An 18,036-nucleotide genomic window follows, 5' to 3' on the forward strand; every position below is an offset into this window, starting at 1 on the left:
AAGCATGACTAAAATTAGTGATAAATCAATAATTGAACTTATTAAAAGGGAGGTCAAACCAGCTCTTGGTTGTACCGAACCAATTGCTGTCTCCCTTGCTGTTGCGATAGCATCTGAAGAGCTGGAGAAATTACAACTCAAGGTTGACAAGATTGATGTAGAAGTAAGTGCCAATATTCTCAAGAATGGTATGGGTGTAGGGGTACCGGGAACAGGAATGGTTGGGTTACACATCGCCGCAGCTTTAGGTGTGACCTGCGGAAAAAGTGCTTACAAACTTGAAGTACTTAGGGAAATTGATGCCGACTCTATCACCCGGGCAAAAAAGATGCTGGAAGATAACACTGTAAATATTTCTCTATCTGACTCTGAAAAAAGGCTTTTTATTAAGGCTATATGCTATTCCGGCTTGCATAAATCCGAGGTTACAATTGAGGATAATCACGATACTGTTACGAAAATCATAGTCGATGGAAAAGTGTTGTTTGAGAATTTTAAAATCGATAATAGTGATAGTAATAATGTAGAAGATAGTTCTACCAGTGGTGCCAGATACAGCCTTACAATAAAAAGAATATGGGAATTTGCATTAAGTGTAAATTACAGCGATATCTCATTTATTCTTGAATCTGTTACAATGAATCGGGCTCTTGCTAAAGAGGGGCTTGAAAACAGATATGGACTTAAAGTAGGAAGAACAATCCAGGATAATGTTCACAAAAACATCTTTGGCGATGGATTGCTAACCTACTCCATGGCTATAACAGCTGCAGCCTCTGATGCCAGAATGGCTGGCTGCACTCTGCCTGCAATGAGTAATTCAGGCAGTGGCAATCAGGGAATCACAGTAACTATGCCGGTCATAGCAGCTGCAGACAAATTTGGCTCAACAAATGAGGAACTGGCAAGAGCACTCGTTTTAAGTAACCTTGTGGCTATACATATAAAACATTATCTTGGTAGATTATCAGCGCTTTGCGGATGCGTGATAGCATCTACAGGTGCCTCATGCGGAATAGTATTTCTTAAAAATGGTAACTATGACCAAGTTACATATGCAATCAAAAATATGATTGGTAACATTACCGGAATGGTTTGTGACGGGGCCAAAGTGGGATGTGCCCTAAAGGTTGCATCCGGAGTGTCATCTGCAGTTCAGTCCTCAATTCTGGCTCTGGATAACATATGTATTTCAGAAAATGATGGTATAATTGATAAAGATATTGAAAAAACAATCAGAAACCTTGGTTCAATTGGATCTGAGGGTATGAGACATACTGATACTATGATTCTCGATATTATGGTATGTAAATAGCTCTTTATGACGAATTGTCAGATGAAGGCATACATTTTTTAAATGGTATGCCTTTTGTTTTTTTAGTTAAAGTAAATATTAACATTATAACAATAAATATTATGCAAAAAGGGACTATTGGTGTAACCAGTGAAAACATCTTTCCAATTATTAAAAAGTTTCTCTATTCAGATCATGAAATCTTTTTAAGGGAACTTGTTTCGAATGCCGTAGATGCAACTCAAAAACTAAAGGCCCTATCCTCCTCAGGAGAATTTAAAGGTGAGACAGGAGAGTTGAGGGTAAAAATATCAACAGATACAAAGAAGGGGACAATTACCATTAGTGACAATGGTATTGGAATGACTGAAGAAGAGGTAAACAAATATATTAACCAGATAGCCTTTTCAAGTGCAGGTGAATTCCTTGATAAATACAAAGATCAATTAAACAATATCATTGGCCATTTTGGACTAGGCTTTTATTCTGCGTTTATGGTCTCTAAGAGAGTTGAGATTCAAACACTTTCCTGGAAAGAGGGCTCTGAGGCTGTAAAATGGAGTTGCGAAGGAGATCCAAATTATGAAATTTCAAAGGGAAAAAGAAAAGAGAGAGGAACAGATGTTATACTATACCTGGATGATGAGTCTAAAGATTATGGTACAGAAGAGAAAGTAAATTTTCTTCTGAATAAATACTGCAAATTTTTACCTGTTGAGATTACATTTGGAAGAGAGACAGAGTGGAAAGATGGTAAACAGGTTGAGACAGGAAAAGATAAAATAATTAACAATCCGGCACCTTTGTGGACCAGAAAACCATCTGATTTAAAAGAGGATGATTATCTCAACTTTTACAGAGAGCTATACCCTATGCAAGAGGATCCTCTCTTCCATATTCATCTGAATGTTGATTATCCTTTCAATTTAACAGGAGTACTCTATTTTCCAAAAATTAAAGATAAAATTGAGGTTTCAAGAAATAAAATTCAACTCTATTGTAACCAGGTATTTGTTACTGATTCTGTTGAAAACATAGTGCCGGATTTCCTTACCCTGCTGCATGGAGTAATTGACTCACCGGACATTCCATTAAATGTATCAAGAAGCTACCTCCAGTCAGACTCAAATGTAAAGAAGATTTCTTCTCATATAACCAAAAAAGTAGCAGACAGGCTGGAAGAGATTTTCAAAAACGACAGAAAATCACTTGAGGAAAAGTGGGATAATCTTAAGATATTTATTGAGTATGGAATGCTCACAGACGAGAAATTCTATGAAAGAGCAGAAAAATTCTCATTGCTCAAAAACAGTGATAATAAATTTTTCAGCTATGAAGAGTACAGAAAATTAATCGAGAGTGAACAGACCGATAAAAATAAAAAACTGATCTATCTCTATACAACTGATTATCAGGAGCAGTTCTCATTTATTGAGAGTGCTAAAAACAGGGGGTATGATGTATTAATATTTGACAGCCAGCTGGATTCTCACTTCGTGAATCTTCTTGAATCAAAATTCAAAGACTCATCTTTTATGAGAGTCGATTCAGACCACATTGACAAGATTATTCAGAAAACAGAAAAAGAGAAACCATCAATTAGCGAGACAGAAGAGAGAGATATCGCTGCAATTTTTGAGTCAGTTCTTCCTTCAGGTAACCATTACAGCTCAAGTATTGAAAATCTTGGAGAGTCAGAGCAGGCAGTACTCATTACCAGAAGTGAATTTATGAGGCGTTACAGGGAGATGTCTGCACTAAACGGAGGGATGAATTTTTATGGGTCATTACCTGAATCGTACAATCTGATAATCAATTATAACCATCCGGCTATACAAAAGATAATTGAACAGAAAAACAAGAAACTCTCTGATGCACTTGCTGAGTTAGATTCAAAAATTGCTGTTCCTGAAAAATCATTAGAGGAGATAAAAGAGCGTCTAAAAGGGAAGAAAGAGGAAGAGATAGATATTTCAGAGAAAGATAATAAAGATAAACTGGAAAGGGAGGCAGAGAGTATTAAGGAAGAGAGGAGATCACTACTCTCAACTTTTGGAAAAGATAGTGATTTATTAAGACAGGTTTGTGACCTTGCACTCCTATCCAACGGAATGCTTAAGGGTGAGGAGCTTGATAAATTTGTAAAAAGGAGCCTCTCTCTACTAGGTAAATAATCTATTATACAAGCACTTCACAAAAGCGTAGCATAAAATGTTACGCTTTTGTTAATTTTTACCCAATTAAACAAGAATATGTAACAATTCATAAATTCTTGAAATAATTTTGCAGGAAATTAAATCATATGAAAATTGACAGATTTCTCCAACTATTTGTGGTAAAAGAAAAAAAATTCTACCCTTTGTATATCTCTCAAACAGAAAATATTGTTGTTGCAGCCGAGGAGCTGAAAAGACTTTATCTTGAAAGTAATTATGAACTTCAAAAAGAGAGCTACAGAAAGATTAAAGATCTGGAAACAAAGGGAGACCAAATAACTGCAAAGATTTACGAAGAGCTTAACAAAACTTTTGTCACCCCATTTGACAGAGAGGATATTCATGTCCTTGCTTCAAGAATTGATACATTCCTTGATTTTATTCATGACTCTGCCAGGAAACTGGCAATGTACAAACCACTATCCCCATCTAAAGATCTTATCACTATTGTTGATCTTATACTTGAGGATGCAAAGCTCATCAATGAAATAGCCAGAAACTTAGAATTTCTGGTAAAGAGAAATGGAGAAATTCTAAAACTATGTAAACGAATTAAGGAGATAGAGCATAAAGTTGATGAACTTTATGAAGACTACAATATCTTCTTATTCCAGAACGAGAAAGATGCAATAGAACTTGTTAAAAACAAGAACATAGTACAAAGTCTTGAGGATACAACAGACAGGGCTAAAGAGATTTCTGACAGTATCAGATCAATAATTGTAAAGCTTGCCTGATATGTTAACTGTTGTTATTGCGGGAATTATTATCGCTTTGCTGTTTGACTTTTTAAACGGAATGAATGATGCAGCAAACTCAATTGCTACTATTGTCTCAACAAAAGTACTCTCTCCCGGATTAGCTGTTTTATGGGCAGCTTTCTGGAATTTTGCAGCCTTTTTTATTTTTGGAATCCATGTTGCAAATACTATTGGGAAAGGCATTATCGATCCAAACATAGTAAATCCACAACTAATTCTGTCTGCTCTTATAGGAGCTGTAATCTGGGTATGGGTTTGTACTCATTATGGATTACCCATAAGTGTATCACATGCCCTTATAGGAGGCATGATAGGACCGGCATGGTTTGTTTTTGGAAGTAATGCACTTGTTACAACAGGAATATTAAAAATAGCACTTTTTATAGTTCTCTCTCCACTTATAGGCTCTCTTCTAAGCTTTATAATGATGACTTTAACTCTTTGGATTTTCAAGAGTAAAAATCCATTTAAAGTTGAGGGCACTTTTAAAGTGATGCAACTATTCTCATCAGCTGTTTTCTCACTGGGACATGGTGGAAATGATGCTCAGAAGACAATGGGTATAATTGCAATTTTACTTTTTAGTGTATCCGGAACAAACAGTTTTATAGACACCTATCTTTACGAAAATACAGGTGAATTCCATGTACCTTTTTGGCTTATTATAACCTGTTACTCTGTTATTGCCCTGGGAACAATTACCGGGGGTTGGAAAGTTATCAGAACACTTGGAGATGGGTTAGCTAAATTAAAGCCGGTTCAGGGATTTTGTGCAGAGACAGCAGGGGCAATGACATTAATTGGAACTGCATTAGGAGGTATTCCGGTAAGTACAACTCACACTATTACAGGATCAATTATTGGTGTAGGACTTACTAAAGGAGTATCTTCGGTAAAATGGGCCACTGCTAAGAATATCGTGGCTGCCTGGGTACTTACTATTCCAGCCACTCTGATAATATCAGGTCTTATTTATCTATTTATCTCATCGGTTTTCATGGCTTAAGGCCGATAGATTCCATACTTACCGACCAGGCAGGAGAGGAGTTCAATCCTTTTTGCGGTTACCATAGGGGCAATTGAACAGGCAGTGCTGAGGATGAATCCATCTCCTCTCCTGCCTGTCTCTATTATTTCCAACACATCTGCCTCTGCCTTTGCATCGTCTCCATAGAGAAGTGAGTATACCGAATCTATGTTTCCCTTGATGAACATACTCTTGCCAATTCTTTCAAAGGCATTCTTCAGGTCAACATTGCCAACAGGTGCAGGATCGAGACACTCGAGCCCCGATGCTCCGGAATCTCTCATAAGTTCAAGCCTGTCGTCAATATGTCCGCAGGTATGGATGTACACATGTTTTCCCTTCGCGCGGATTCTTGAAATGATTGCCCTTTCATAAGGAAGTACAAACTCTTCATAGTGTTCAGGAGAGATAAAACCCATTCCGGCAAACGGAGAGGATATCTTAATCGCGTCAATATCACAGCCACACATCTCCTCTGCAAGGTCACCAATGCCCACGGCAAATTTCTTAAGAATTATCTTACATTTATCCGGGTTCATTATCAGAGATATAAGTCCCTGTTCATATCCCAGCAAATCGAGCAGATAATCGAAAGGTGAAGTTATTTCTCTGTGAACTCTTCCATCATGCTTGTGTTTTCTACAAAATTAACTTAAAAGTGTTAACTTTATCCTTTAAATACTATGTTAAAATGAATCTCAAATTTGTTACACTTTCAGCAGAAAACCATGTGGGCACTATCAGAATAAATAACCCCACATCTCTCAATGCTTTAAACTCACAGATAATTTCAGAACTCTCCGCTGTTGCGCATCAGGCAGAAAATGATGATAATATTTATGCAGTTATTCTGACCGGTGAAGGAAGAGCATTTGTTGCCGGTGCAGACATATCTGAGATGGTCTCTCTCAGTGGTCAGGAGGGTGAGGAATTCGGCAGGAAGGGAGCAGAGGTGTTCAGGAAAATAGAGCAGATGAAAAAGCCCGTAATTGCCGCAGTAAACGGATTTGCACTGGGAGGCGGATGCGAGCTGGCAATGGCTTGTGATATACGCATAGCTGCAGATAATGCAAAATTCGGCCAGCCAGAAGTTGGGCTGGGAATCACTCCCGGTTTTTCAGGAACAGTAAGAATGACAAAACTTATTGGAGCGGCAAAGGCAAAAGAGCTGATATTTACCGGAAGGGTGATTGATGCTGCAGAAGCCCTCTCAATTGGGCTGGTTAACAAGGTGGTACCTGCGGCTGAGCTTATGCAGAGTGCAATGGAGATGGCATCTGCAATAGCTTCCAAGGCACCAGTTGCTGTAAGGTTCTCAAAGGAGTGCATCAATTTTGCAGTTGACAACAATACAGACGATTCAAATCATAAAGAGAATGTACTCTTTGGGAAATGCTTCGAAACCAGGGACCAGAAAGAGGGCATGGAGGCTTTCCTTGGAAAAAGAAAAGCAGTTTTTGAAAATAGATAAAAAATAAATAAACATATAAAAACATGAAAATTGCAGTAGTAGGAACAGGTACAATGGGCAGCGGAATAGTACAGGCGTTTGCTCAGGCCGGTTTTCCGGTAGTTATGAAAGGATATAACGACAGGGAACTGGAGACAGGAAACAAGATAATTGCTAAGAATCTTGCAAAACTGGTGGAGAAAGAGAAGATCTCTTCTGCCCAGAGAGATGAGATCATTGCAAGAATTGAGGGTACAACCTCTTATGAACCTTGTGCAGATGCAGATATTGTTATTGAGGCTATTCTTGAGACAATGGAGATCAAGAGAGAAGTTTTCGGAACTCTTGACAAAATTTGCAAGCCTGAGACCATTCTTGCATCAAACACATCGTCGCTTTCAATTACTGAGATTGCCTCTTCTACAAAGAGACCGGAAAGAGTTATAGGAATGCACTTCTTTAACCCTGCACCGGTTATGAAACTTGTTGAGGTAATCAAAGGCCAGCTCACATCTGATGATGTTCACTCATTTGTAATGGGACTTGCTCAGAAGGCAGGCAAAACCCCTGTAACAGTTAATGAGGCTCCAGGTTTTGTAGTGAACAGAATCCTTATTCCGCTGGTTAATGAGGGAGTATCAATCCTTGCAGACGGAGTTGCAACAAAAGAGGAGATAGACGAGGCCATGAAACTTGGAGCAAACCATCCTATGGGACCTCTTGCACTGGGAGACTTGATTGGCCTGGATGTATGTCTTGCTATCATGGAGGTGCTCTATAATGAATTTGGTGATTCAAAGTACAGACCGCATCCGCTCCTGAGAAAAATGGTCAGGGCTAACCTGCTGGGAAGAAAGACAGGTAAGGGTTTCTACGATTACTCCCGATAAATACTAACAGATATGCCTCATAACACCACAAATCAGAAAAGCACAAGGACCAACTACAAAGGTCTTATGCAGAGAAGAGTCCGCAGAGTACTTATGATTTGCAGTAGTTATGATGCATATACATTGGAAGAGGACGGAAGAATTGAGGTTCAGATTTATAAAGAGTATGTAGATTTGAACCTCAGTAATCCGCCATCATTTACCTGGGTTACATCTTCAAGTGCCGCAGCAAAAATACTCGCAGGAGAACATGACTTTGATTTAATAATAAGTATGTTCAATGTGGGTGAGCTGGATGTTTTCAGGTTTTCAAAGCAATTAAAAGAGGGAGGAACAAATATTCCCTTTGTACTTCTCACACATTTCTCAAAAGAGCTATACCGAATAATTGACAGTCAGGATAAGTCAGGTATTGACTATATATTCAGCTGGCAGGGAAATGCAGATCTAATACTAGCTATTATAAAACTGTTTGAGGACAGGATTAATGCCGATGATGATATTCTCGGGGCGGGGGTACAATCAATTCTCCTGGTAGAGGATTCTGTCAGGTATTACTCTACATATCTTCCTGCCCTATACAAGCTTGTACTGCAACAAAGCGCAGAATTTCTCAAAGAGGCACTTAATGAACAGCAGCAGAAGCTGCGTAAGAGGGCCAGACCAAAAATCCTACTTGCCACCAATTATTCTGAAGCAGTTGAGTTATATGAAAGATACAAGAAGAATCTGCTTGGAATAATATCTGATGTTGCTTTTGTAATTAATAAAAACGACCCCTCTCATACTGAAAAGATGGATGCCGGAGTTGATCTCTGTAAAATGATAAAGGCGGATGACCCTCATATGCCTATACTGATGCAGTCTTCTCAGGAGAGTATGAGGGATGTGGCAAAGGAGCTTGGTGTTGGTTTTATCCTGAAATACTCCAAAACTCTTCTGATAGAACTTAGCGATTATATTAGCGAAGAGTTCCTGTTTGGAGACTTTGTATTTAGAAATCTTGAAACCGGAGAGGTCATTGGAAGAGCGAGAGATCTGAGAGATTTACAAGATCTTGTGATGGATATCCCGGAGGAGGTTCTTCTATTTCACGGCTCAAGGAACAGACTCTCTAAATGGATGTATTCAAGAGGGCTTTTTACTCTGGCTTCAAAGATAAGGCGGGCCGATATGAGCCATTTTAAGGATACGGAACAGGTAAGGAAGTATATAGTACAATCAATTATTGACTACAGAATTCTTCTGGGACACGGAGTAGTAGCGAGATTTGATCCGGCATCTTACAGCAAGTATATATGGTTTGCCAGGATTGGAGAGGGCTCACTGGGAGGGAAGGCCAGAGGCCTTGCGTTTATTAATAATATGCTCCAGAAGTACAATCTGTTGAACAAGTATCCGGGTGTAAAAATTCTTATACCAAGGACTGCCGTTATAGCCACTGACTATTTTGATGAATTCATAAAGGTAAACGGACTACAGTATGTCATTAACTCAGATATTTCAGACGAAGAGATTCTTTCTGAATTTGTAAGTTCAAGACTTCCTGAGCCTCTTGTCCAGGATCTCAGGGTTTTTATTGACAACGCAACAAGCCCCATCGCAGTAAGATCAAGCTCAAAATTAGAAGATTCACACTATCAGCCCTTTGCCGGTATTTACTCAACATATATGATTCCACTTACACACAATAAGGATCAGATGTTAAGGCTCTTGGGAAAGGCTATAAAAAGCGTTTACTCTTCTGTCTATTTTTCTGCAAGTAGATCATATATTCAAGCTACCTCCAATCTGCTGAGTGAAGAGAAGATGGCCGTTGTTCTGCAGGATGTTTGCGGGACTGAGGATTCCGGACACTTCTTCCCCACCCTATCCGGCGTTGCAAGATCTATTAACTTCTATCCAATTGGGTCTGAAAAATCTGAAGATGGGATAGTTAACCTTGCATTCGGTCTGGGAAAACTTGTTGTTGAGGGAGGAAAGACTTTGAGATTCTCCCCAAAACATCCAAAGCATATTCTGCAACTCTCTACACCAACACTTGCACTCAGTGAGACTCAGAATGAGATGTATGCCCTTGATCTGAAGCCGGAGAAATTTAAAACATCTATTGATGATGCCGTTAATCTGGATAAGTTCAAAATTAACGATGCTAAACATTTCAGAAATATGAACAGGGTTGCCTCAACCTGGGATATGAATAATCAGAGAATAGTTGACAATAACTTTGAAGATGGCAGAAAAATCATAACATTCTCTCATATACTTAAATATGACACAATCCCTCTTGCCGGTATGCTGAGCGACCTGCTTGAAATTTGTCAAAAAGAGATGAGATCAGCAGTAGAGATTGAGTTTGCAGTTAATATGGATCTCCCTGCCGGAGAGGATGTAATTTTTAATTTTCTTCAGATAAGGCCAATCACAGAAAGTCTCGACAACAAATCACTTGAATGGGAAAAGATTGATGTATCTGACTCGATAATATATTCTGAAAAAGCTCTCGGAGCCGGATTGATAGAAAAGGTAGCTGATATTGTATATGTCAGAGAGGAGAATTTTGACAGTGCCAAAACAAATGAGATGACGAGTGAGATTGATCTGATAAATAAAAAATACCGGGATGAGGGTAAAAGTTACATTCTGATTGGCCCTGGAAGATGGGGCTCAAGCGACCCCTGGCTTGGGATTCCTGTAAAGTGGCCGCATATCTCTGAGGCAAAAGTGATCATAGAGTGTGGAATGAAGAATTTTCAGATAGAACCTAGTCAGGGAACCCATTTCTTTCAGAATCTGACATCATTTGGTATTGGTTATCTGACAATCAACCCCTTTAAAAAGGAGGGCATTATGGACTTTGAAAGACTCAACTCCATGGAACCGATATATGAGAGCAAATACCTGAGGGCAGTCAGGTTTGAAAAGCCTCTGTATATATTTATAGACGGCAGAAAAAGCAAAGGTATAGTCAGAAACTAGTAAATTATGAGATCCTGTTATAAACGGGTCATTCTCTATGCAATTCAATTGACAATATTATTGTTAATTTCATTTTCCTTTTACGGTCAGACATTCTCCTCTCTTCTTACAGGCATGGTAACTGACTCTGAGAGCAGAGTCCCTCTAAGTGGTGCTTTGATAAAACTCGCCAGCCATACTAATGGAGATAAAACAACTGTAACAGATTCACTCGGCAGGTTCAGATTAAACCTGCCTCCCGGGAGGCATACCATAAGTATTGAATATATGGGATATGACTCCAAATCTGTAAACGACATCTTGATTGGAACAGGAAGTGAGGTCTCTGTAGTGATTATGCTTACAGAGAGAGCCCGGCAGATTGGTGAGGCATATATTGGAGCAGATTCAAGAAAGACTCATAACAGTATGGCATCTGTAAGTGCCAGGAGACTTAAGAGTCAGGATGCAGCAAGATTTGCTGCAGGTTATTTTGACCCTTTAAGAATGGTGACATCAGTACCAGGTGTCTCTGCCGGAAATGATGATGATAATAATCAGATAATTATCCGTGGAAATTCTCCAAAAGGGATGCTTTGGAGAATTGAGGGTATTGAAGTTCCAAACCCCAATCACCTCTCCGCCGGAGAGGGTGGAACTGGCGGAGCATATTCGGTTATTACTACAAATTCCCTTTCAGGCTTTGATTTTTACACAAGTGCCTTCCCCGCAGAATATGGAAATGCTACATCAGGAGTTATGGATCTTAACCTAAAAACCGGAAGTAGTTCTAAACGCTCTTTTGCAGTTGGTCTAAGCGTTGTGGGTGCGGAAGCGTCTGCAGAAGGGCCTTTTGTGAAAGGGGGATCAGGCTCCTGGTTTGTGAATTTAAGGTATGCCAATTTTGACATCCTAAAGAGGTATGGTATAATCAGCAGCGATGAAATCGGCATTATACCAAGCTCATACGACTGGGCTGCAAAGGCTTCTTTAGTATCAAAGAGAGCTGGGACTTTTGAGTTTTTTTCTGCCGGAGGTGCCAGTCAGGTAGGAGACCTTGCATCGGAAAACAGAGACTCTCTTATTGCAGGAGCCGATAATGATGAATTTCTTGACAAACACCTTTTTGCTGTCGTGGGTGTAAAACACCTGCTCTCCTTGCCAAATGAAAAGACATATATAAAGACAACGGCCGGATTAACCTTGCAAAGATTGATATCACAGGAGAATTCCATAGACACTCTTTTAAATAAATCAGAGAATTCCTCCGAGAAGTTTTTATATCCGGCTTTAAGAGTATCGGTTCTGCTAAACCATAAATTCAACTCTTCAAACAGCTTAAGAATTGGAACTAATATAAATATTACCTCAGGAGATATGTTTGCCCGCAAAAGAGTCTCAAATGGCAAATACGACACATTGGTTAATAGTTTTGATAGTGGCTGGTATAATAGCTATTATGCACAATGGAAATATAAACCTGCGTCAAATATTGAGATTAATACCGGCCTCCATCTCTTCCATTCAGGTATTACATCTCAATTAATTCCTGAACCAAGGGTGGGTGCTGTACTCTATTTATCAGGCGATAGAAAAATAAGTTTTGGTGCAGGATTGCATTCCAGGCTCGAGCCTCTATCTATATATAATTACAGGGTCAAGATTTCAGGTAACGAGCGAGTTATTGCAAATAAAGATCTTAAAGCCACACAGGCCTTACATTTTGTTTTAGGATTAGGGAAAAAACTGACTGATGATTTAAATTTAACCATAGAGGCCTATTACCAATATCTTTTTAATGTCCCATCTGCAAAAGATAAAAAGAGCCAGTATTCAGTACTGAACGCATCCTATGGTCTGCCCGATATTCTCCTCGACAATAAAGGGAAGGGTTATAACTACGGAGGTGAGTTTATGATTGAGAAAGATTTTACAAAAAACTGGTATACAGTTATGTCTGCCTCTCTGTTTGACTCAAAATATAAATCTCCTGACGGAAAGGTATACCACACTTACTACAACGGAGGATACATATTCAACTTTACGGCCGGCAAAGAGTTTGCAGTTGGAAGAAAAGGGGTGAATTTCCTGGGGTTTAATGTTAAAGCTCTATTGCGAGGAGGATTCAGGTACACTCCCGTAGACTATCTTTTATCAAAATCCAGGAAAAGGATTGTTTATGATATCGGTGAGACCTATGGCAAAAATTTACCTGAATACAGAAGAATAGATGTAGGTATGAGTTATAAACTTAACACTTCTGCCAGTTCCCTGACAATATTGCTTGAGATCCAAAATATTACAAACAGACACAATATTGTGAGAAAGAGGTTCTCATACAGCAAAGGTTCTATTATTGAAAGAGAGTCATACAGTGTAGGGATTGTGCCTGTTGCCTCTTTGAGATTTGAATTCTGATCAATTTACCTATTTTTGCAATATGAGCGACATAATAAACCACGAATGCGGCATCGCATTAATAAGACTTAGAAAACCTCTTGAATATTACAAAGAGAGATATGGATCAGCTCTTTACGGGTTGAAGAGGCTCTATATTTTAATGGAAAAACAGAGAAACCGGGGTCAGGAGGGTGCGGGGATTGTTGGAGTTAAGCTTGATATGAACCCTGGGCTAAAATATATGGACAGGGTGAGATCCTGTGGATTAAATCCGATTCAGGAGGTATTCAATACTATAAACAATCAGGTTGACTCCTCTTTACTTACGGGATTGACAATATCCGAAGCCAAAGAGAGGTTCCCTTTTGTTTCTGAACTTTATCTTGGTCATTTAAGGTACTCAACATTCGGGAAAAATAATATTGATCTGGTCCATCCTTTAAAGAGATCCAGTAACTGGAGGAGTCGAAACCTTGCCCTGGCTGCTAATTTCAACCTTACAAATGTTGATGAATTATTTCAAAGCCTTATTGAAGTTGGACAACACCCCAGGAATTATTCTGACACAGTAACCATTCTTGAGAAAGTGGGTTACTATATGGACGATGAAATTCACGACAAATACAGATATTACAGAGATCTCGGTTTTTCCAGGGAGGAAATTTCAGTCCAAATCGAGAATAATATTGACTGGCAGAGTATCCTTTCAAAAAGCAGTTCTAACTGGGACGGAGGATACTCTGTAGCTGGAGTAGCAGGACATGGAGATGCGTTCGTAATGCGTGATCCATGGGGAATAAGACCGGCATTTTATTATCAGGACGATGAAATAGTTGTGGTTGCATCAGAAGCATCAGTAATAAGGACAGCTTTTAATGTTGATGATCTTGGCATTAAGGAGATTGAACCAGGTCACGCCCTCATAGTAAAGAAATCTGGAGAGATATCAGATTTAAAAGTCAGGGAGCCGTTTGAAAAGAGAAGCTGCTCGTTTGAGAGAATCTATTTCTCAAGAGGTAATGACCGGGAGATTTACAAAGAGAGGAAAAAACTTGGAGAGCTTCTGGCTCACCAAATTGTTGAATCGGTAAATGGTGATACAGAAAATACAGTTCTTACCTACATACCCAATACTGCTGAAACCTCATTTTTGGGAATGGTAGAGGGTATGGAATCTTTGTTGAATCAAGGGGTTATAGATAAGAAACCCAGAGTTGAAAAAATCGTTATCAAAGATGCAAAACTAAGAACATTTATCACATCTGATTCTGACAGAGACGAGATGGCAGCCCATGTTTATGATGTAACATATGGCGTAGTCAATCCGGAAGAGAATCTTGTTGTTATTGATGATTCAATTGTAAGAGGTACTACTCTTAAAAATAGTATTCTCAGAATACTGGATGGGTTAAACCCCAAACGAATTATAATTGTATCTTCTGCTCCTCAGATAAGGTATCCGGACTGCTATGGCATAGATATGACAAGAATGGGTGAGTTCATTGCCTTTAACGCTGCAATTGAATTATTAAGGGAGTGCAATAGAGAGGAATTAATTCAGGCGGTTTATGAAAAGTGTAAAAAACAGCAGTTCAACATAAAAGAGGATATACAAAATTTTGTAAAAGAGATTTACGAGCCCTTCAGCGATAACGACATATCCCATAAAATTGCTCAGATGATAAGAAACTCTTCTGTTAAAGCTGAGGTAAAAATTGTGTTTCAGACACTCAATAATTTGCATAAAGCGACACCTAATCATGTCGGAGACTGGTATTTTTCAGGAGACTACCCAACTCCTGGCGGCAATAAAGTTGTAAATACTGCATTTATAAATTGGTTTGAGGGAAGAGATATAAGATCATATTAAAAATTCAAATCCTATGGAGGTGAGTTTTAAAAAGCCATTATCAAATTATTCCTGGCTTGTCAAACAATACGAGATGATTAAGTCCTCCGATAGTCCGGATATTCTTGAGAAGTTTATTCCAAGGGAGGATCTCTCAATTGTTTTTCATTTTGGAAATCCTCCGTTTATGCTTCATCCTCATTATGGGGAGCTGCCTCCCTATTTTATTGCGCCGGTGGTTTCTAAACCTCAGCATATGAGAGTTAGTGAAACAAATATCTCCTTTATTGTAACCTGCAAACCATCCGTCTTTACCAGAATTTTTAACATCAATCTTCAAGTTTGCAAATATTCATATGTAGAACTTCCAGCGATACCTTTTGAAGCTCTTTGGAAGCAATTGTCAATATACAGCAATCTGGAAGAGTGGATAAAATGCTTTGAGGGCTTCATTAATAACTTTCAGGGTTCAGAATATGAAAAAGATCATATAGATATACTTTATGACAGAATAGTATCTCAAGACATTAATCAAGCGATTTCAAAAATTGAGATGGAGTTTCCTGTAAGTCAAAGAACTCTTCAAAGACAGTTTATCAGGAGGGTTGGGACATCTCCAAAGAGACTTGAGAGAATTAGCAGAATAAATAGAGTATGGGATTTAATAAGCTCTGATAAAATTATTGATTATCAAAATCTTGTTATTAAAGGATGTTATTATGACCAGTCTCATTTCATCAAAGAGTTTAAAGAGATAGTTGGAGAGACTCCTGATAATTTCTTTAAAAGAGACCTTGAGAATGTAAAGATAATGTCAGGAAAAACAGAGAGATAAAACTAAGTTTATATAGACTGAATATGGGCAGTATAGAAATACGATTAATCGGACAAAATGATATTGAAATTCTAACAAAATACAGAATTGATTACCTGACTGAAATGCAAGGTGATATATCTGATGAATACAAGTTAAGGCTTCATTCAGAATTATTACGATATTTTTCTGAAGTAATTAGAACGGATACATTTTTTGCATTTATGGCTGTTATTGATAACAGGGTGCTTGGGTTTGGCGGAATGATAATTAAAAGGATTCCGGGAGATATAAACAGGCCGTTTTATCTGGAGGGAGAGATTCTGAATATGTACACATTACCTGATGAAAGGAGAAAAGGATACTCATCTTTGATTTTAAAGGAGCTCCTTAATGAGGCTGAAAGGAGGGGAATAAGTAAGGTTTCTCTTCATACATCTAAAGATGGTGAGGCTTTATACAGAAGTTTCGGATTCAGTGATCCTATCTACCCAGTATTAGAGTTGGGATTACCTCGCTAAAGCTCTAAAGTTTCCCACATGTGCATTATGATATTATTCCTATAATTTACAGGTGAATTTATCGCATGACATATCACATGTCAAGTAAAAGTGCTTTTTGCAGATCTACTGAGAGTTACAGCGGTGCGAGTATGTCGTATAACCGGCCAGGAACCGGTAGTATAAACTGCGAAGTACCTTTTAGACTTGGCAGGAGGCGGTGGTTTGACAGGGATATTTGTTTATCTAACAGTAAGTTAGGTATTTAAAAATTGGTTTTATTAAAAGTTTTTCAAAAAGCAATTTCCAGTTACTTATCTTTAAAGCACATATACGAATATCCCTGTCAACCCGTGCCGGGCATGAGGCTTGGTGGATACCCGCCCGCCCGGCCTGAGTTGGCCATTCGGCAAATGATTTTTGCGAAACCCGTGCGGTTCTAAGTCTCAGATTATAAATGTATAGACAATCCACCTGTCAGGTCACCTGACAGGTGGATTGCTTATGTTTATGTAATCAGCATGTTACAGCAGTGCGGGTATATAGTTTACTTCTGGTCTTTGACGTGGGAAACTTTAGTAAAGCTCGGTGATCCCTGGTGGGGCACACACCATTTCTTTTTCTACCGTTGGGATTACCTCGCTGAAGCTCGGTGATCCCTGGTGGGGGGCATACACCATTTTTTCACCGTTGGGATTACCTCGCTAAAGCTCGGTGATCCCTGGTGGGGGGCTCTTACAAAGAAAAAACTAAATGGCTTTGCCATTTTTATTTACCGGTGAAGCCGCAGCAAATGCATTTGCATGCGGGCAGCACCGGTAAATAAAAAAAGCTGTGCAATGCACAGCTTTAGTTTTTTCTTTGTGATTCGGTTGGGATTCGAACCCAAGACCCACAGCTTAGAAGGCTGTTGCTCTATCCAACTGAGCTACCGAACCCTATTGAGGAGTGCAAAGATAGCAAATTTTTTTATTTCTTCAAGGATTTAGCCATAAATTCAATTATAAACACAATGGAAAAACCAATAGCTATAAAGAGAAAAGCAAGAGTGAGCCGGGCTGGTTCACCGGTAAGAGTTTCAAAATGACCGGGAAGAATAGGTCTGTCTATGTGAGAAGCTTCATCAATAACCCTTTTCCAAGGCCAAACTTTTACCAGGGAGCCAATCATAAACCCGGCAAGAATACATAAAGTTGGTTTATAATATTTTTTCAAAAGCCAGGTAAGGAAGTGGGAAAAGCTAATTATTCCAATTGCAGCTCCGGCGGCAAATGTTAATAATACTGGAATATTTAATTCTGTAACAGCTTTCATGATAAATGCGTATTTGCCCATTAGAAGCAGAATAAAGCTTCCGGAAATTCCGGGAAGTATCATAGCACATATAGCTATTGCACCTGACAGGAAAATAAACCAGTACGCCTCTGTTGTTTGGCTTGGAGAGACAAGGCAAATCCAGGCCGCAACAGCAATCCCTGCAATAAGAGACAAATAATGGGATAACTTCCATTTTCCTATCTCTCTTAGTACATATATTGCAGATGCTGCTATCAATCCCATAAAAAAGGACCAGAGAGGTATAGGTTGATGAACAAGCAAATATTGCATCAGTCTTGCTAATGAGAATATGCTTAATAGTATCCCCCCTCCCACGGCAAGCAGAAACTTTAAGTTTATTGATTCTGAAAACTCTTTAAACCTTCCGTTTAGAAGAAGCTTCAAATTTGTCCAGCTTATTGATTTAATTGAGTTTAACAATTCAGAGTAAATACCTGTAAGAAAAGCAATTGTTCCACCGGACACGCCCGGTATTACATCTGCTGCACCCATTCCTACTCCTTTAAGAAAGGTCAAAAAATATTTTCTCATTTATAGTT

General features: G+C 38.8%; 13 protein-coding genes and 1 tRNA gene. 11 read left to right on the forward strand and 3 right to left on the reverse strand.

The window, feature by feature from the left end; translation table 11 throughout:
- Positions 1-4: 4 nt before the first annotated feature.
- The 4 genes from U5907_01845 (at position 5) to U5907_01860 (ending at position 5,277) form a co-directional block, all read left to right on the forward strand.
- Positions 5-1,315 carry an L-serine ammonia-lyase, iron-sulfur-dependent, subunit alpha gene (locus U5907_01845; GenBank protein ID WRQ33401.1) on the forward strand — a complete coding sequence of 437 codons (1,311 nt, stop codon included), beginning with the start codon at positions 5-7 and terminating at the stop codon, positions 1,313-1,315.
- Positions 1,316-1,416: 101 nt separating this feature from the next.
- Positions 1,417-3,468 carry a molecular chaperone HtpG gene (gene htpG, locus U5907_01850; GenBank protein ID WRQ33402.1) on the forward strand — a complete coding sequence of 684 codons (2,052 nt, stop codon included), beginning with the start codon at positions 1,417-1,419 and terminating at the stop codon, positions 3,466-3,468.
- 128 nt (positions 3,469-3,596) lie between these two features.
- A complete protein-coding gene (locus U5907_01855) occupies positions 3,597-4,247 on the forward strand; it encodes a DUF47 family protein (protein ID WRQ33403.1) in 651 nt (216 codons plus the stop codon).
- Between the two features lies 1 nt (position 4,248).
- Positions 4,249-5,277, forward strand: a complete 1,029-nt coding sequence (locus U5907_01860; protein WRQ33404.1) for an inorganic phosphate transporter — start codon at positions 4,249-4,251, stop codon at positions 5,275-5,277.
- Here the strand turns inward: U5907_01860 and U5907_01865 are convergent.
- Entirely contained in the window at positions 5,274-5,903 is a 630-nt protein-coding gene (locus U5907_01865; GenBank protein ID WRQ34071.1) for a uroporphyrinogen decarboxylase family protein, read from the reverse strand. The two genes, U5907_01860 and U5907_01865, sit on opposite strands and share 4 nt — an antisense overlap.
- A gap of 86 nt (positions 5,904-5,989) precedes the next feature.
- Here U5907_01865 and U5907_01870 point away from each other — a divergent pair, with 86 nt between their 5' ends.
- The 7 genes from U5907_01870 (at position 5,990) to U5907_01900 (ending at position 16,180) form a co-directional block, all read left to right on the forward strand.
- Positions 5,990-6,769: an enoyl-CoA hydratase-related protein gene (locus U5907_01870; protein WRQ33405.1), complete on the forward strand. Its 780-nt coding sequence runs from the start codon at positions 5,990-5,992 to the stop codon at positions 6,767-6,769.
- Between the two features lie 23 nt (positions 6,770-6,792).
- Complete coding sequence (locus U5907_01875) at positions 6,793-7,638, forward strand: 3-hydroxybutyryl-CoA dehydrogenase (protein WRQ33406.1); 846 nt, start codon at positions 6,793-6,795, stop codon at positions 7,636-7,638.
- Between the two features lie 12 nt (positions 7,639-7,650).
- Positions 7,651-10,617: a PEP/pyruvate-binding domain-containing protein gene (locus U5907_01880; protein ID WRQ33407.1), complete on the forward strand. Its 2,967-nt coding sequence runs from the start codon at positions 7,651-7,653 to the stop codon at positions 10,615-10,617.
- Positions 10,618-10,623: 6 nt separating this feature from the next.
- On the forward strand, positions 10,624-13,014 hold the full coding sequence (locus U5907_01885; protein WRQ33408.1) for a TonB-dependent receptor: 2,391 nt from the start codon (positions 10,624-10,626) through the stop codon (positions 13,012-13,014).
- A 22-nt stretch (positions 13,015-13,036) separates the two neighbouring features.
- Complete coding sequence (locus U5907_01890) at positions 13,037-14,866, forward strand: amidophosphoribosyltransferase (GenBank protein ID WRQ33409.1); 1,830 nt, start codon at positions 13,037-13,039, stop codon at positions 14,864-14,866.
- Positions 14,867-14,939: 73 nt separating this feature from the next.
- Positions 14,940-15,680: a helix-turn-helix domain-containing protein gene (locus U5907_01895; GenBank protein WRQ33410.1), complete on the forward strand. Its 741-nt coding sequence runs from the start codon at positions 14,940-14,942 to the stop codon at positions 15,678-15,680.
- Between the two features lie 23 nt (positions 15,681-15,703).
- Positions 15,704-16,180 (forward strand): GNAT family N-acetyltransferase, encoded by a 477-nt coding sequence (locus U5907_01900; GenBank protein WRQ33411.1) that lies wholly within the window; start codon positions 15,704-15,706, stop codon positions 16,178-16,180.
- A gap of 843 nt (positions 16,181-17,023) precedes the next feature.
- Here U5907_01900 and U5907_01905 read toward each other — a convergent pair.
- Both U5907_01905 and U5907_01910 read right to left on the reverse strand, forming a co-directional pair.
- Positions 17,024-17,097, reverse strand: a tRNA-Arg gene (locus U5907_01905).
- Positions 17,098-17,128: 31 nt separating this feature from the next.
- The gene (locus tag U5907_01910) at positions 17,129-18,028 is read right to left on the reverse strand and encodes a DUF368 domain-containing protein (GenBank protein WRQ33412.1); all 900 of its coding nucleotides are present in this window, start codon (positions 18,026-18,028) and stop codon (positions 17,129-17,131) included.
- Positions 18,029-18,036 lie beyond the last annotated feature (8 nt).

The sequence above is a fragment of the Bacteroidales bacterium MB20-C3-3 genome, from assembly GCA_035609245.1.
In the GTDB taxonomy this organism is placed as follows: Bacteria; Bacteroidota; Bacteroidia; order Bacteroidales; family UBA932; genus Bact-08.

Bases quoted from the DNA above. Each gene is read 5' to 3' on its own strand.
- U5907_01845 (WRQ33401.1), top strand. From the start codon at position 5: ATGACTAAAATTAGTGATAAATCAATAATTGAACTTATTAAAAGGGAG.
- htpG (WRQ33402.1), top strand. From the start codon at position 1,417: ATGCAAAAAGGGACTATTGGTGTAACCAGTGAAAACATCTTTCCAATT.
- U5907_01855 (WRQ33403.1), top strand. From the start codon at position 3,597: ATGAAAATTGACAGATTTCTCCAACTATTTGTGGTAAAAGAAAAAAAA.
- U5907_01860 (WRQ33404.1), top strand. From the start codon at position 4,249: ATGTTAACTGTTGTTATTGCGGGAATTATTATCGCTTTGCTGTTTGAC.
- U5907_01870 (WRQ33405.1), top strand. From the start codon at position 5,990: ATGAATCTCAAATTTGTTACACTTTCAGCAGAAAACCATGTGGGCACT.
- U5907_01875 (WRQ33406.1), top strand. From the start codon at position 6,793: ATGAAAATTGCAGTAGTAGGAACAGGTACAATGGGCAGCGGAATAGTA.
- U5907_01880 (WRQ33407.1), top strand. From the start codon at position 7,651: ATGCCTCATAACACCACAAATCAGAAAAGCACAAGGACCAACTACAAA.
- U5907_01885 (WRQ33408.1), top strand. From the start codon at position 10,624: ATGAGATCCTGTTATAAACGGGTCATTCTCTATGCAATTCAATTGACA.
- U5907_01890 (WRQ33409.1), top strand. From the start codon at position 13,037: ATGAGCGACATAATAAACCACGAATGCGGCATCGCATTAATAAGACTT.
- U5907_01895 (WRQ33410.1), top strand. From the start codon at position 14,940: ATGATTAAGTCCTCCGATAGTCCGGATATTCTTGAGAAGTTTATTCCA.
- U5907_01900 (WRQ33411.1), top strand. From the start codon at position 15,704: ATGGGCAGTATAGAAATACGATTAATCGGACAAAATGATATTGAAATT.
- U5907_01910 (WRQ33412.1), bottom strand. From the start codon at position 18,028: ATGAGAAAATATTTTTTGACCTTTCTTAAAGGAGTAGGAATGGGTGCA.